Source organism: Sneathiella sp. (assembly GCF_047631475.1).
In the GTDB taxonomy this organism is placed as follows: Bacteria; Pseudomonadota; Alphaproteobacteria; order Sneathiellales; family Sneathiellaceae; genus Sneathiella.
In genome coordinates this window covers 46,338-61,719 of sequence record NZ_JBLHZT010000005.1, presented here as the reverse complement: position 1 = coordinate 61,719, position 15,382 = coordinate 46,338, and the positions used below count along the sequence as shown (strand labels likewise).

Sequence of the window (15,382 nt, the reverse complement as noted above, 5' to 3'; positions counted from 1 at the left end):
GGCCTCAGACGTCTCGCCCTCTTTATTCGGCCGCGAGCTTAGTATTATCGCCATTCCTGAACCGGGACAGCAGACTTTCACGCTGGGCTTTTGCCGCCAGAAGATGACGGTCTTTAACATGACCAAACCCACGAATATTTTCCGGAACCTCAGCAATCTCGACTGCCAACGCATAATTTTCAGCGCTCAGTTTATCCAAAAGTTCACTCACCGTTTCGCGATATTGTTGAATAAGAGCAACTTCACCTTTTCTTTCCTCGGTTTTTCCAAATGGATCCAAAGATGTGCCGCGCAGGAATTTCAACCGGGCAAGCAGCTTGAAGGCCGTCATCATCCAAGGGCCAAATTCCTGCTTTTTAAGGTGCCCCGTTTCTTTATCTTTCTTCGCGAGAACAGGCGGAGCCAAATGAAACTTGAGCTTGAAATCACCCTCAAACTGCTCCGCTATCTTTTGTGCAAATTGCCCGCTGGTATAAAGGCGTGCGACTTCATATTCGTCTTTATAAGCCATCAATTTGAACAGGTAGCGGGCAACAGCACGGGACAACATGTCATTTTGTCCGGGGAGGACCGCTTCTTTCTGCCCTACTTTTTCAACAAGGTTGAGATATTGTTTTGCGTATCGCTTGCTTTGGTAGGCGGTCAAGAAGTCAAAACGGTGTTTGATCATCTCGTCCAGCGTTTCAGGCTTTTTCTCAAACGACAAAGGAGCTTCAGGCAGCGCTATTTGCTTAACCAGCTTTTCATCCGTAACCGCCTTGCGTCCCCACGCAAAACTGCGTTTGTTTGCCTCAATCGCGACACCGTTCAATTCGATCGCCTGCTCGATAGAGGCAAGCTTCAATGGAATGGTCCCTTTTTGAAACGCGACGCCCAGAAGGAAGAGGTTGGCGGCAATGGAATCGCCCATTAATGCTGTTGCAAGCGTTGTACTATCAACAAACTCCGCTTTTTCCCGGCCGATAGCATCCGCAACCAACTGGGTCAAAGCTTCCCGGTCCATCGCAAGATCCGGGGCCAATGTAAAGGCAGCAACCGGAACCACATGGTCATTAATAATCGCCCGAGTTCTTCCCAACCCGTAACTTTTAAGAGCATCCTGTCCGGCAGCAACCACCAGGTCGCACCCAACAACAAGGTCTGTTTGCTGATTGGGAATGCGCGTGCCTCCAAGATCAGCCGCTGTTGGCGTGATGCGAACATGGCTCATTACCGCACCATTTTTCTGCGCAAGACCAGTTTGGTCCAGAATAGACGCACCTTTACCTTCTAAATGGGCCGCCATCCCCAGCAAGGCACCGATTGTTACGACACCGGTTCCGCCGATACCCGTGACAAGTATATTATAGGAGCCCGATATTTCGGGTGTTGTTGGTTCAGGTAAGCCGGCGGCGGGGTCGGAGACGTTAATATCAGAAGAAGAGACTTCTTTTTTCTCTGGCTTTTTCAACGCCCCGCCTTCGACCGTCACAAAACTGGGGCAAAACCCTTTGACGCAGGAAAAATCCTTGTTGCAGGAAGATTGATCGATGACCCGCTTACGACCAAGTTCCGTTTCAAGCGGTTTCACAGAAACGCAATTGGACACCACGCCACAATCCCCGCAGCCTTCACAGACCAGCTCGTTGATAAAAGCCCGTTTCGCTGGGTCCGGGAAGGTTCCTCTTTTGCGTCTGCGACGTTTCTCGGCAGCACAGGTCTGGTCGTAAATCAGAACACTAACGCCCTTAACGTCTCTTAAGGTCCGCTGTACAGTATCCAGATCATCTCGATGATGGATGGTTACGCCGGGCGCCCATCGCGTCTGGCTGTCATATTTTTCAGGCTCATCCGTTACAACAACGATTTTTTTCGTTCCCTCAGCATGGACCTGTTGACTGATTTGCCAAGGACTTAAAGGGCCGTCAAAGGGCTGCCCACCGGTCATAGCAACCGCATCGTTAAACAAAATTTTGTAGGTGATATTCACATCTGCGGCCGCCGCCGCCCGGATCGCCATCAAACCAGAATGATAATAAGTCCCATCCCCCAGATTTTGAAAGATATGTTCTTCATTGGTAAACGGTGCCTGGCCAATCCAGTTAGCCCCCTCTGCCCCCATATGAGTATATGTCTGCGTGCGGCGATTAGGCATATAAACGGCCATGGTATGGCACCCGATACCAGCCATGGCACGACTGCCTTCCGGCACATTCGTGGACGAGTTATGAGGGCAGCCTGAGCAAAACCATGGGGACCTTGACACCGGTGCTGCCGGCATTGCATTTCCGCTTTCGTTGGCTTCTGCCACGGCAATTCCGTCTATCAGTGATTTGGGCAAGTCGCGAATTTTTAATCGAGACGCGATAGCGCTTGCAACCTCACCTGGCGTTAATTCGCCATCGGAAGAAAGAAGAAATGCGCCTGCCGGGTCTGTTTTACCGACCAATCGCGGACGCGCTTCCATGTCGTAGAGAATGCGTGCGGCCTGCTCTTCAATCAGGCTTCGCTTCTCCTCGACAACCAGAATTTCATCCAGACCCTTGGCAAAATTTTGTAAACCTGTCGGCTCCAACGGCCAGGTACAGGCAACCTTATAAACAGAAAGACCAATTTCTTCGGCAATCTCTTGAGTAATACCAAGATCTGACAGGGCCTGCTCAACATCCAGCCACGACTTACCAGTTGTAACAATGCCAAACTTTCGGGCCGTGCTATCTTTGGTGATCTTATCCAACCCATTGACCCGAACGAATTCTTTGACCATGGGAATTTTATGGCGCACCAAGCGTTCTTCTTGTGCGACTGCACTATCTGGCCAACGCAGATGCACGCCGCCCGCAGGCTCTTCGATTGTATCCGGGATTTTGACCTGTACCCGATCGTCGCCCACATAGGCCGTTGCAGAACTTTCCACTGTATCGGTAAGACATTTCATTCCCACCCAGCAGCCGCTGTAACGACTCATAGCCAGTGCATAGAGACCATAGTCCAAATATTCCTGCACCGTCGCAGGGTTCAAAACAGGGATCATCGCCGCAGCCATCGCCTGTTCGCTCTGATGGGCGACCGTTGATGATTTTGCAGTATGGTCGTCCCCCATCAATACGAGGACGCCGCCATTTTTTGATGTTCCCGCCATATTGCCATGCTTGAAAACATCACCGGACCGATCGACACCGGGCCCCTTGCCGTACCAGATACCAAAAACACCGTCGTAATCTGATTTTCCGGACAAGTGCAGTTGCTGGGTTCCCCAAATGCTGGTTGCCGCCAGATCCTCATTCACGCCGGGCTGAAATTCAATATTATTATTTTTTAGAAAGGGTTTGGCTTTCCATAAACTTTGGTCGTAAAGACCAAGCGGGGAGCCCCGATATCCTGAAATGAAACCGCCTGTCTTCAAGCCAGCGGCGACATCGCGCTGTCTTTGCATCATGGGAATACGAACCAACGCCTGTGTCCCTGTAATAAAAACCTGACCTTCATCAAGTTCATATTTATCGTCCAATGTGACCGGGGTTTCGCGCATGGAACTGTTATTCATGAAGGGCCTCTTGCTCAGACATTTATATTTTTCACGCCAGAGATATGGGCATGGCGCTTTTGGGGTAATCATACAGGAAATAAAGCACGATCAAAATAAGAAAGGCGGCGCCCGCCCGGGCAGCCGGGTTGGCACCGCCTTCTCAACCGCTATCAAACAGGGCCTAGACTTCGAGCCATTCCTTGCGGATATGCTCATTAGCCTTAAGTTCATCAGGTGTTCCCTCGTACACCATATGACCGTGCCCCATTACATATAGTCGGTGAGAAATCTTCAAGGCGATCGCCAGTTTTTGTTCAACCAGCAAGATGGAAACACCTCGATTAGCAATTTCTGAAAGCAATCGGCCGACCTGCTCTACAATTTTAGGCGCAAGCCCCTCTGTAGGTTCATCGATCATAACGAGATCAGGATCCCCCATGAGCGTTCGGCACATCGTCAGCATTTGCTGTTCACCACCAGACAGGACGCCAGCATCAACATCCGCCCGGGTTCTAAGATTGGGAAACATTTCAAACATGTCTTCCATCTTCCAACGCCCCTGCTTCTTCATATCCTTGATACCAAGAAGCAGGTTTTGCCGGACCGTCAGCCCTGGAAAAACATCTCGGTTTTCCGGAACATATCCAAGACCCCAATTGGCGATCTCATGTTCCTTCATGCCCGCAATTTCCTTGCCTTTAAAACGGACTGAACCATGTGGCGGAACTTCACCCATTATAGACTTAATGGTTGTGGAGCGCCCAACACCGTTCCGCCCGAGAAGAGAGACAATCTCCCCTTCTTTCACATGGAAGTTGACCCCCTGCAAAATATGGCTTTTACCGTAGTAGGCATTTAAATCAGTTACCTCAAGCATGCTCTGCCTCCGCACCCAGATAGGCCTCCTGGACCGCTTTATTATTCCGGATATTCTGGGGTGTGTCCGTTGCGATAATTTCGCCATACACAAGAACAGAAATCCGGTCCGCGAGATCAAAAACCACGCCCATGTCGTGCTCAACCATCACCAGGGTCTTGCCTTCTGTAATTTTCCGGATCAATGCCATGGCCTGATCCGTTTCAGAATGGCTCATACCTGCTGTTGGTTCATCCAACATGATCACATCGGCGCCCCCGGCAGAGGCAATACCAATTTCCAGAGCTCGTTGTTCAGCATAGGTCAAAACACCGGCAGGAACATGTTGGCGCGAGGTCAGTCCGATCTCTTCCAGCACTTCGGCCGTCCGTTTGTTCAGCTCTTTTTCACGGTCAACCAGATGCCAGAAAGAATATTTGTAATCCTTTACCCACATCAAACCGCACCGAACATTTTCAAAGACGCTTAACATCGGGAAAATATTGGTAACCTGAAAACTCCGTGACAGACCCTTACGGTAGATTTCATAAGGAGGAAGGTTGCTGATATCTTCACCGTTCAGCGACACTTGACCTCCTGATAAATCATACCGGCCACTAATCAAGTGAAACAACGTAGATTTACCGGCCCCATTCGGACCAATAATCGCATGTCTTTCACCCTTTGCGATGTCAAGATTAACACCTCGGATAATCTCGGTCGGCCCGAAGCTTTTCCGAACATCTTCCAGTAAAATAGCAGACGTCATATTACGCTCCCTCCTTCGACTTCAGAGGTGCGTTTGCGACCTCCCAGGCTTCTCGCAACTGAGGCATTTGAGTTTTCGTTAAATAAGCACCAACGGTTCCAAGAATACCAACGATCACCCATGGAAGAACTGTATGCGTGTCAAAATCCATCCCGATCAATGTCATCTGGGTTTCTCCTACAGCCGCAGAACGAACGTGGTGGATCATTTCAAGGAAACCAACAATACCGGCCAGCATCATCAATGTCGGAATGCCTGCCCGAATATAAGGAACCAGCAAACCGTTCAGCCGTTTCATCCGATAGGCTGGAATATGCATCGCCATGATACCGGTCAGTCCTTGCGGAACATACATAACCGTCAGCACGAACATAACACCAACATAGAGCTGCCAGATTTCCGTGTAATTGCTGAGCAGCGTTTGCAGAAGGGTAAAGATGACAGCGCCAACAATAGGGCCAATAAAGAAGCCTACGCCACCGATATATGTCATCAGAAGTACAACACCCGATGTTAGAGCATTGAGGTTTTCTTCTGTTACAATCTCAAAGTTGATCGCAAACAGTCCCCCGGCGATACCCGCAAAGAAGCCTGACGCACAAAATGAGATAAACCGAACTTTCCGCTGCGAATAGCCGATAAACTCGATCCGTTCGTCATTGTCACGTACAGCGTTCGCCATACGTCCCATTGGCGTACGGGAGAATAGATACATCAAACCGATTGTGACAAACGCCCAAGCGGCAATCAGGTAATAGACTTCGATATCCTGGGCAAAATCGACATCCATAATAACCGGCCCCATAGTCCGATCACCGCTGACACCTTCTTCGCCACCAAAGAACGCAACAAAGATCAAAGAACTTGCCGCAATTAGTTCGCCAATTCCCAACGAAATCATCGCAAAGACTGTGCCTGCGCGACGTGTCGAGAAACTGCCGACAATCACCGCAAACACCAAACCGATCAGGCCACCGAATATTGGAAGGAAAATCATCGGAAGAACAATGATCTCATCTTCAATATAATTCATGAAATGGACGGACATAAATCCGCCAAGACCGAAATAGACGGCATGGCCGAAAGACAGCATCCCACCCTGACCAAGAAGCATATTATAGCTCAGGGCAAAGATGATAAAGATACCCATCAGGTTCATCGTATAAACAGCAATATTACTGCTGAAAATAAACGGTAAAACGATGAGTGTTACAGCAAGGAAAATCCAGGGACCAAAACGCTTTGCGAACGGTGCGGACATTCCTCCTGCCTGCGCATTTGTAATTTCACTCATGTTTCACGCTTCCCAAACAGACCTGTTGGACGGAAGATCAGGATCAACACCAGCAACAAATATGGCAAAATTGGCGCCACCTGCGGCAGGGACAAAGTCCACAAATCCCGAAGAGCGCTTTCCGTATCTGTTGTTATGTTAAAGGCGGATAGAAGATCGCTGACGGAATAATCCAATGCGATTGCAAAGGTTTGCAGCAAACCGATCAATAGCGATGCAACAAACGCACCTGCCAAAGACCCAAGGCCACCAACAACCACAATCACAAACACAATACTTCCAAGCACCACGGCCATTCCGGGGAACGTTCCCAGCGCCGGGCCAGCGATAACACCGGCCAGACCCGCAAGGGCACAGCCTACGCCAAATACACCCATGAACACCAAGGGGACATTATGGCCCAGCATAGCTGTCATATTAGGTTGCGTGATTGCTGCCTGAATGATCAGACCCACACGAGAGCGCGTCAGAATGAGCAGGAGCATTATGAAGATGGCGATGGAAACCAGCAGCATGAACGCTTTGTAAGCCGGAAAGTCCTGACCAAAAAAGGTAAACAGAGAAAACTGCAGGATTTCTGGTTCGTGATAGGCTTTCGTATCTTTACCCCAGATGAACTGGACAATTTCTTCGATAAGGAAGGCGAGACCGAAAGTAAAGATCAACTCGGCAACATGTCCCCATCGGTGAACATATCGTAATCCATATCTTTCAATCATGGCTCCTAACAAGCCAACAACAATCGGGGCAACAATCAACCCGATCCAAAACCCGACATATAGACTGATTGTATAGGCAAAATAGGCGCCAAGCATATAGAAGCTGGCGTGGGCAAAGTTCAAAACACCCATCATAGAGAAGATTAGTGTCAAACCACTTGCCAACATGAAGAGCAACAGCCCTGTCACAATCCCGTTTAATAGGGAAAAGAATATCAATTCAAACATTGGTTGAATCTCTTTTACGCAAAATGAGAGGGAACAGATCTTACGTCTGCTTAAAGAGAGCTGCCTGACACAGAGTCAGGCAGCCCGAATAACCCTAGAAGTAAAACGCCGTTATTTAGGCCGGCGCATTTTGCAGGTCGTAGGCAGAGCGGTATCCGCAGCTGCAACAGTGCTTTCTGTTCTCATGCCAAATCCTGAATTGTCAGAATCAAACGTGATGTTTTCGTCAGTATGAACAGAAACATGGATCGGCTGGATAAGCTGATGGTCATCAGCACGCATCACTAGTTTTTCACCATGCAAAGAGGTGAATTCCATGCCTTCAAGTGCAGCCGCTACATCGATTGGCTTTTCACTTCCACTTTTCTCCATTGCAGCTGCAAGCATCTGGATTGCATTTGCAATACGGAACTGAGAAATATCTTTTTCAGGATTTTTCGCTTTAAATCCTTTGTGATATGTCGTGTAAGCATCTGTGCTTGGAGGGTTCAAAGGGCCTTCATGGACCAGGCGAATTTTGTTCTTACCGCTGGCACCAATTGTTTTCGTAATACCATCATTGGCGGCATAGTATGTGTAAATCGGAACATCAAGGCCTGTTTCACCAATGGCCTTACCAAGACCAACCATATCGGCACCCCAGTTACCTGTGATAACCGCATCGGCACCGGATGCCCGGATTTTAGTTGCGTATGGTGTAAAGTCTTTCACTTTTCCGATCGGGTGCAGTTCGTTGCCTACGATTGTAATATCAGGGCGTTTTTCACCCAAGAACTTAACAGCCGCAGCAGCAACAGCCTTACCGAATGAATAATCCTGACCAATCAAGTACACTTTTTTAATGCTCTCTTTGGTCTTGATCACGTCCGTCAATGCGTTCATTTTGATGTCAGCATTAGCATCAAAGCGGAAGTGCCAGTAGTTACATTTTGCGTTTGTCAAAGCAGGATCAACTGCTGAGTAGTTCAAAAACAGAACCCGATTGTCTGGATTACGTTTATTGTGCTTTTTAATCGCATCCGTCAAAGCGTTCGCAACGCCAGAGCTGTTGCCCTGAGCAATATATTGAACACCTTCACCGATTGCCCGCTTCAGTTGCACGAGGCTTTCTTTAGGGCTGATTTTGTTGTCGTAAGGAACGATTTCAAAATTTTTGCCACCGAGAACACCGCCCTTTTTGTTTACGAGTTCTTCAACAGCATATTTAAACTGAGCCAGTCCATTTGTTCCGGTTGCGGCAAACGGTCCTGAAAGTGGATCGATAAATCCAATTTTAATCGTGTCTGCTGCTTGTGCAGAAAATGCAGTAAGGGCTGCGAGGGTAGCGCCTGTTAGGATCTTGGATCTTATTTTCAATTTTTCCTCCCATCGGGATTGATTATCCATTTTTCTGCCTGGTCTATTTTTTTCTTATTTGGGAAAAACATCCGGGATTTAGATAACTCTTTATCCTTCCCGGTACTTCCGTGCGTTTTTATAATATTATTGTTGAACCCATTTTTGTGACCGAAGCTCAAACAGTATAATTTTCATTTCTCAAAGATTTCAACCCAAAATGTCGCCTAGTTGCGCCTAAAAATTAGGCATTGCCCATTTTTTAAATTGTTTTATGAAAAACATACCTCTCCTGAAAGTAATTGAGCTGCCATTTTCAATAAAACAGTTTGAGTACTTCGGCCCGCGACTATACATCGCAGTAAATAAAAAAATTGGGTCTTTCCGCGGACCAAAAGGTCTAACCAAAGGGCACTCACGTGCCTCAATAAAATTTAATTGTTAAACCTTGGCTGCGAAGAATGTTTGAACCTTAAGCAACAAACAGTTACAGTCCCACCCAACACACATAGAACGGTCCCATCGGCACAATTATGACTGAGAAATCCAAAAAAATTGTTCTGATGTTTATCGGCTGGTTCTTTGTCGGATTAGGCGGCGTGGGCGTAGTCTTACCTGTCTTGCCAACAACCCCGTTTCTGCTTATTTCCCTATGGGCGTTTTCCCAGTCTTCCGATCGGTTTCATGACTGGTTATATCACCACAAACTGTTTGGCCCCCCACTTCAGGAATGGTCGAAATATGGCGTTATCCCTTTGCGTGCCAAAGTATTTTCCATTGGAACAATGGCAATCAGCGCGACTTTGGTGGTCATTTTTTCGAACGTCCCATGGTACGGATTGTCCGGCATGCTGGCCCTAATGGCCGTTGGCGCAGGCTTCATCCTTACACGCCCGAGCAAACGCCCACCAGTGCCAACAAATGACGTTCCGCCGGCTAGCTAAACCGCGCCAACCTATCGATGAGTAAGTTGAAAAAGCCGTCTACATTTAACGCATCACAAATATAGGCATTCGGAGTCTTTTCCTGAATGTCCCACCAGTCGGCCAGGGTTTGCCCCATCGTCAATTCAGATCCGATTTCGATATCTAGAAAGACTTTTCGTCCAGAAAACAACTCTGGATCTAAGAGATAGGCAATGACGCATGGATCGTGCAATGGACCTCCATCAAAGCCATAACGGGTCATGTCAAATCGATTAAAATAGTCCAACATCCCCCCGCAAACATCCCCAACTGGCGAATCAAGGTCTGTCATGCGCTTTAGCCGCTCAGGCGTCACCAATGCTTTATGGGTGACATCCAACGGCATCATTGTGAAATCGACACCAGCATCCAGAACAATTTTAGCCGCCTGCGGATCTACATAAATATTAAACTCAGCGGCCGGAGTTGTATTGCCCAATTCCTTGATTGCACCCCCCATGCAAACGACTTCCTGAATTTTGGGAACGATGCCGGGTTCCTTCATCATCGCAAGAGCGATATTTGTCATCGGGCCGATCGGGCACAGGGTAATGGACTTATCGTCGGCTGCCATGCAGGTCTCAATAATAAAATCAACCGCGTGCTGAGATTGCAGAGGCATCGTCGGATCAGGAAGATCCGCACCATCAATACCTGTTCGGCCATGGATCCATTCTGCTGTGACCAGTGGACGCATCAAAGGCTGACGGGCACCCGCAAAAACTTTGACATCCGGGCGGTTGGCAAGCTCACATATCCGGCGTGCATTACTTTCAGTTAGGGCAAGTGGGACATTTCCCGCCACTGTCGTAATGCCAAGTAGTTCAATTTCTTCTTCAGATGAGAGTGCCAGCAGGATGGCTATCGCATCATCCTGACCTGGATCGCAATCTAATATGACCGATCTTTTTTTCATTCGCGTAAATTCCACTGGCTGGCTGCTGCTGTCAAGATGTCCTGCGGTAAAACTAACTAATCAACGCCCGCGTTTCGCCAACCTGCAATAACGCCTTCAATCGGGACAATGCATTTTCCAGAACAGAGTAATCGGGGACACTCATCAAACAAACCCTGACGTAATTATCATCAAGTTGTCGGTTCATGGCAAAACGGTCCCCACCAATCAGCAGAATACCGTCTTCTTTGGCCTGCGTTACAAAATCAGTGGTAGCCATCGTAGCCGGCAGCTTCACCCAAATATGAGAAAGAGGACTTCGGACATTCATCTGTCCTTTTGACATCCATGGCTCAAATAACCTGCATGCCAGCGAATACCGTCTCTGGTTTTCAGCCAATAAGTCATCCTGCTGCTGATAGAGCGTTCCCATTTTCAAAAGCATGTTCACCACATCCAGAGTAAGCGGAGATGTCATCCAGTTTATGACCGTCATCCTATTCACTAATCTGGGGATCAGCTTATCGGGTGCAACAATATGGCCAACCCTTAGTCCGGGACTGAATAGCTTAGAAAAACTGGTCAAATACAAGGATATATCAGGAGCCAATTCCCAAAAGGACGGTAAACGATTACGCTGCAAAGGATTGTAAACACCATCCTCGACGATCGAAATATGGTGCTCTCTGGCAATCGTGACAATTTTCTTTCGCCGATCAAGGGATAGAGTTGATCCCGTTGGATTATGATTCGTTGGCACTGTCACCAGAATTTTGAGTTTACCACGCTTAGCAACACTCTCGAACGCCTCTGGGATCATTCCCAAATCATCCATTTCAATAGCACTAATCCGCAAACCAAGCTCTTGAGCCGCTGCCTTGATGCCCGGATACCCAAATTCCTCAGTAGCAATACTATCCCCGGAATTCGCCAAAGCGGACATCGCTAAAAATAATCCAGACTGTGCCCCTTGTGTGATGAGGATATTCCTCTTTTCCACTGGCCCGATGAGGGGCTTCATCCATTCCTGTGCTGCCGCGGCATCCACTGGGCGCCCCCGACAATCAAAATACCGGCTATAATCTTCAACATTAAAGTTTTTGGAAACCTGCTCTAACGCCTGCTTATAAGCCATCTCCATTTGCGGATGATAAAAGCGGTTAAGCGACAGATCGATCAGCTGATCCGGCTCCTGACGCGTATTATCCGTCGTTGGCATAAACATGCCCGATCCAATCTCCTGCTTATCGCGGCCTGTACCAAAAACGAAGGTGCCACGCCCAACCTGTCCATAAACGATGCCACGGCGCTCAAGCTCTGCATAAGCCCGTGTAACGGTCCCCACGCTGCATTTCATATCCCAAGCCAGCTCTCTGTGGGTGGGCAAACGGTCCCCTGGTGCCAGTTCGCCTGAGCCGATTTTCGTCAGCAGCCGGTCCACGATCTCGCCCGATTTAGCCATACTTCCCCCAAATTGTAGTAGATACAATATAATTTTTGACACACCAATTACAGAGACAATATAAAGACAATTAGTTTTGTATCAAGGATTATTGCCATGCCAATAGAGACAATCGCACTTGTTTTTTTCTTTGCTGTATCCATGGTGGGTTCTCCCGGGCCGGCCAATATGGCCTTAATGGCTTCCGGTGCCCGTTTTGGATATCGGAAATCAGTTCCATTTCTTTTTGGCACTTTGTCGGGATTTGTTCTTGTAGGGATCGGCGTGGCTGTCGGTGTCGGCACCTTATTTGCAAACTTCCCCGCCCTAAAAACGACGTTTCTCGTATTGTCTGCTGGCTACATTCTCTATCTGGCTTATAAGATTGCGTTTCAAAAACCCAAATCTGGCGAAGCTCTGGAACAACCGGGCTATTTTTCTGGTTGCCTGATCCATCCTCTTAATCCAAAAGCTTGGGTTATGATGATTGCTGCCTTGTCTCAGTTTGTGGATCCCGGCAAAGCGCAGATCATCCAGCTTGTAACAATCCAGATTGTCTTCAGCCTTACCGGCGTGGTTCTTAATTCAGTTTGGGTTTTTGCCGGAGCCCTTGTCCACAAGCATGTTAAATCAGAAAAGCTTATGAGCCGGATCAACCAATTTCTCGCCGTCCTAATGATCATTGTCGTAGCGCTTGCAATATTCCGCTCTGGAATTTTGAACTGAGATTATGCCCGCACCTGTATCGGCACTATTCGGGAGGCGGGCAGAATAACCGTACAGGTCGTTCCAACGCCCAGCACACTTTCCAACTTAAAGGTTCCTCCATGAATTTCGGCGATCAGCTGTACCAATGTGAGGCCCAGCCCTGTCCCCTCAGACGCGCGGGCGTATGAATTTTGCGCCTGCCCGAAACGTGAAAGAACGCGGGGGATATCTGCATCAGCAATACCAATCCCGGTATCAATCACCTGCAGGGCCAAACACCCATCCGGCTTTACAAATGCCTTTACAATTACAGTCCCGTTATTTTCCATAAATTTAACGGCGTTACTGACCAGATTGACCAAGATCTGCTTGATCCGCGTTTCATCCGCAATCACGTTAGGGATGTCGGCTGGAATTTCACTTTTTAGGCTAACACCAGCCTGATCAGCGCGAACCGACAGCATCCTGAAGCAGGTATCAACAGAATTCACAATGTTGATTTCCCGTTCCTGCAACTGCATTTGACCGGCTTCAATTTTCGCCACATCAAGAATATCATTAATGACCTGAAGCAAATGTTCACCCGCAGAATGCACATCCCGCGCATATTCTTTATAATTTTCGTGCCCCAGACTTCCAAAGACTTCGGATTTTATCAATTCTGAAAAGCCGATAATAGCATTAAGCGGGGTTCGTAGCTCATGGCTCATATTTGCAAGGAAAACCGATTTTGCACCATTTGCAAGTTCCGCGGCTTCCTTTGCTTTTCTCAAGCTCAACTCTGCCTCAACCCGCGCTGTCATATCCGTAAAGGTGCCTTCAAAATATTCAATCTGCCCATTTTCATCAAAGACAGGATGGGCATTGACCGCCCCCCAGACATACCCTCCATCGATTTTCGTCCAGCGATGGACCTGATCCAGCAAATTCTGCCCAGTGCGCAATTTTTCAAGATGCTTTCTTGCAACAGCAGGTTCTCTGTACAGGCTTTCAAAATCCGGCTTGTGACTTTTGAGAAGCGCGATCGGATCCTGATATCCCAGCAAATTGGCCAATGCAGGATTCACGTCGAGAATCTCGCCTGATAGGGTCAACTGATAGATCCCTTCCGTCGCATTTTCAAAAATACGACGATGGCGCAACTGACTTTTTTCCAAGCCTTTTCGCGCCCGATGACGCAAATAAGCAAAATAGACCATGCCAGCAGCCATCAGGAAAACAGCGACGAAGACCACCCGCATACTGTTTCGAAATTCCTGAACCTTTTCAGCTTGGCGGTGAAGTTCACTTACCGCTAAATCGAGTGCATTGTCCTGAAGAACAGCGGCAGTTTTGAGAATCTCTCTCAATCCAGCGGCAATATCGTCAAAAGCGATACCGTATTCCTCTGGGTTCTCGCGGGCGACAATGCTGCGCAAACTATCGATTTGAACTGAAACGGATTTTGCAATCGCGCCCAAGCTGTATTCTACAGAAACCTGCTGGTCAAAACCAAGGCTGACCGCTGATTGAAGATCAGATTTTTGACTTGATAGGGTGTATAACACTGACCGTAGGAGTTCTAGTTGAGCCTTGCCATCCAACTCATCGCCACGTTCCAGCTGTTCGATTGCTTCATATGTCTGAGAATAAAATTGATCTACGATCATCTGCTCGTAGAGCACCGGAACAGGTAGGCTTTCCTCTACCTCTCTCAATGAGAATTGCACGTAGTAAAAAAGAGCTCCTGTAAGTGCCAAAAAAGTAGCTGCCCACAGTATAAACCCGCCGTGCAAGTAACGTTTTCTCCGGTTTTCAGACACTCGTTTTCATTCTTCCCATTGCAACAGAAAACTTTATTTCTGCCAAACTTTTCGGGGTGTCGGCATTGGCCTAAACACCACTAAGTTTTATGACTAAAGAGTATAGGTAAATTTCGTTAATTTTATGTAATGATCATAGCCTGCCGTCAACAAACCTTCTTGCTGCGGATCCAGCCAAATACGGATTGGTCAGGGAATATTCTTATTCTATCGTGAAGGAGTTTTCAAACGATGTTATTGTTGGTGAAGGGGCACAGCGGGCGGCAATAGCCAAGCCCGCATATAGACTTCCAATTGCTGGCGCAATGGCTGATCCCCGTGCCGGGCACAAAAACGCAGCGCCATTGCCTGAGTAGCAAACGCCTGAACGCCCTCCGCCAGAAGAACAGAGGATACATCCCGTCGGAAGCCAGAACGCTCAAACCATCCGGCGAAAACATGAATGGATCGCTCAAAGGTTGCCGCGATCGGACCAATTTCGGCAATTCCGGCAGCCCCGGAATACCGCAAAATCACATCAAAAACATATCGCTCGCATGTCATAAACTCGCAAAGCGGAATCACCGCCTCGACAAATTCTTCAACATTTTGTGGCGGCGCCATCGCCTGTAAATCATCCAGATAACCATCAATACGAGCACCGATGATGAGATCCATCAGTGTATCCTTATCTTTAAAATGGGAGAAAAATGTTCCCTTCGCTGTTCCGGCGCGCAGCACTACCTGCTCAACCCGCAACGCTTCAAAGCCGTCTTCCTTTATGATTTCTTCAGCGGCTGCAACCAGTCGGGCACGGGTTTGTAATGTTCTTTTTTGTGTTGCTCTTGTCATGCCTGCTTATGACAGAAAAATTGACCATAGT

12 protein-coding genes are annotated in these 15,382 nt (G+C 48.0%); 2 read left to right on the top strand and 10 right to left on the bottom strand.

Annotated features, from left to right (window positions below):
• Nucleotides 1–22: 22 nt before the first annotated feature.
• From ACJAYR_RS03295 to ACJAYR_RS03270, 6 genes are all read right to left on the bottom strand, one after another.
• Nucleotides 23–3,526 carry an indolepyruvate ferredoxin oxidoreductase family protein gene (locus ACJAYR_RS03295; RefSeq protein WP_415235274.1) on the bottom strand — a complete coding sequence of 1,168 codons (3,504 nt, stop codon included), beginning with the start codon at nucleotides 3,524–3,526 and terminating at the stop codon, nucleotides 23–25.
• A gap of 163 nt (nucleotides 3,527–3,689) precedes the next feature.
• Nucleotides 3,690–4,385 (bottom strand): ABC transporter ATP-binding protein, encoded by a 696-nt coding sequence (locus tag ACJAYR_RS03290; protein ID WP_415235273.1) that lies wholly within the window; start codon nucleotides 4,383–4,385, stop codon nucleotides 3,690–3,692.
• On the bottom strand, nucleotides 4,378–5,133 hold the full coding sequence (locus ACJAYR_RS03285; RefSeq protein WP_169543005.1) for an ABC transporter ATP-binding protein: 756 nt from the start codon (nucleotides 5,131–5,133) through the stop codon (nucleotides 4,378–4,380). The genes ACJAYR_RS03290 and ACJAYR_RS03285 overlap by 8 nt, the downstream gene beginning before the upstream one ends.
• Before the next feature lies 1 nt (nucleotide 5,134).
• A complete protein-coding gene (locus ACJAYR_RS03280) occupies nucleotides 5,135–6,427 on the bottom strand; it encodes a branched-chain amino acid ABC transporter permease (protein ID WP_415235272.1) in 1,293 nt (430 codons plus the stop codon).
• Nucleotides 6,424–7,374, bottom strand: a complete 951-nt coding sequence (locus ACJAYR_RS03275) for a branched-chain amino acid ABC transporter permease (RefSeq protein ID WP_169543007.1) — start codon at nucleotides 7,372–7,374, stop codon at nucleotides 6,424–6,426. The genes ACJAYR_RS03280 and ACJAYR_RS03275 overlap by 4 nt, the downstream gene beginning before the upstream one ends.
• 111 nt (nucleotides 7,375–7,485) lie before the next feature.
• The gene (locus ACJAYR_RS03270; protein WP_415235271.1) at nucleotides 7,486–8,760 is read right to left on the bottom strand and encodes a branched-chain amino acid ABC transporter substrate-binding protein; all 1,275 of its coding nucleotides are present in this window, start codon (nucleotides 8,758–8,760) and stop codon (nucleotides 7,486–7,488) included.
• A gap of 482 nt (nucleotides 8,761–9,242) precedes the next feature.
• Here ACJAYR_RS03270 and ACJAYR_RS03265 point away from each other — a divergent pair, with 482 nt between their 5' ends.
• Nucleotides 9,243–9,653: a YbaN family protein gene (locus ACJAYR_RS03265; protein WP_415235270.1), complete on the top strand. Its 411-nt coding sequence runs from the start codon at nucleotides 9,243–9,245 to the stop codon at nucleotides 9,651–9,653.
• Here ACJAYR_RS03265 and ACJAYR_RS03260 read toward each other — a convergent pair.
• The gene (locus ACJAYR_RS03260; RefSeq protein ID WP_415235269.1) at nucleotides 9,646–10,590 is read right to left on the bottom strand and encodes a nucleoside hydrolase; all 945 of its coding nucleotides are present in this window, start codon (nucleotides 10,588–10,590) and stop codon (nucleotides 9,646–9,648) included. The two genes, ACJAYR_RS03265 and ACJAYR_RS03260, sit on opposite strands and share 8 nt — an antisense overlap.
• A gap of 52 nt (nucleotides 10,591–10,642) precedes the next feature.
• A complete protein-coding gene (locus tag ACJAYR_RS03255; protein ID WP_415235268.1) occupies nucleotides 10,643–12,031 on the bottom strand; it encodes a PLP-dependent aminotransferase family protein in 1,389 nt (462 codons plus the stop codon).
• Between the two features lie 96 nt (nucleotides 12,032–12,127).
• Between ACJAYR_RS03255 and ACJAYR_RS03250 the strand changes: the two genes are divergently transcribed.
• Nucleotides 12,128–12,736 (top strand): LysE family translocator, encoded by a 609-nt coding sequence (locus tag ACJAYR_RS03250; RefSeq protein ID WP_415235267.1) that lies wholly within the window; start codon nucleotides 12,128–12,130, stop codon nucleotides 12,734–12,736.
• A gap of 2 nt (nucleotides 12,737–12,738) precedes the next feature.
• Here the strand turns inward: ACJAYR_RS03250 and ACJAYR_RS03245 are convergent, their stop codons facing one another.
• Together ACJAYR_RS03245 and ACJAYR_RS03240 are read right to left on the bottom strand one after the other, a co-directional pair.
• The gene (locus ACJAYR_RS03245; RefSeq protein WP_415235266.1) at nucleotides 12,739–14,457 is read right to left on the bottom strand and encodes a PAS domain-containing sensor histidine kinase; all 1,719 of its coding nucleotides are present in this window, start codon (nucleotides 14,455–14,457) and stop codon (nucleotides 12,739–12,741) included.
• Between the two features lie 297 nt (nucleotides 14,458–14,754).
• A complete protein-coding gene (locus tag ACJAYR_RS03240; protein ID WP_415235265.1) occupies nucleotides 14,755–15,351 on the bottom strand; it encodes a TetR/AcrR family transcriptional regulator in 597 nt (198 codons plus the stop codon).
• Nucleotides 15,352–15,382: the final 31 nt, after the last annotated feature.

Coding starts and splice junctions, on each gene's coding strand:
- ACJAYR_RS03275 (WP_169543007.1), bottom strand. CDS start 7,374: ATGTTTGAATTGATATTCTTTTCCCTATTAAACGGGATTGTGACAGGG.
- ACJAYR_RS03295 (WP_415235274.1), bottom strand. CDS start 3,526: ATGAATAACAGTTCCATGCGCGAAACCCCGGTCACATTGGACGATAAA.
- ACJAYR_RS03240 (WP_415235265.1), bottom strand. CDS start 15,351: ATGACAAGAGCAACACAAAAAAGAACATTACAAACCCGTGCCCGACTG.
- ACJAYR_RS03280 (WP_415235272.1), bottom strand. CDS start 6,427: ATGAGTGAAATTACAAATGCGCAGGCAGGAGGAATGTCCGCACCGTTC.
- ACJAYR_RS03260 (WP_415235269.1), bottom strand. CDS start 10,590: ATGAAAAAAAGATCGGTCATATTAGATTGCGATCCAGGTCAGGATGAT.
- ACJAYR_RS03290 (WP_415235273.1), bottom strand. CDS start 4,385: ATGCTTGAGGTAACTGATTTAAATGCCTACTACGGTAAAAGCCATATT.
- ACJAYR_RS03265 (WP_415235270.1), top strand. CDS start 9,243: ATGACTGAGAAATCCAAAAAAATTGTTCTGATGTTTATCGGCTGGTTC.
- ACJAYR_RS03250 (WP_415235267.1), top strand. CDS start 12,128: ATGCCAATAGAGACAATCGCACTTGTTTTTTTCTTTGCTGTATCCATG.
- ACJAYR_RS03255 (WP_415235268.1), bottom strand. CDS start 12,031: ATGGCTAAATCGGGCGAGATCGTGGACCGGCTGCTGACGAAAATCGGC.
- ACJAYR_RS03270 (WP_415235271.1), bottom strand. CDS start 8,760: ATGGATAATCAATCCCGATGGGAGGAAAAATTGAAAATAAGATCCAAG.
- ACJAYR_RS03285 (WP_169543005.1), bottom strand. CDS start 5,133: ATGACGTCTGCTATTTTACTGGAAGATGTTCGGAAAAGCTTCGGGCCG.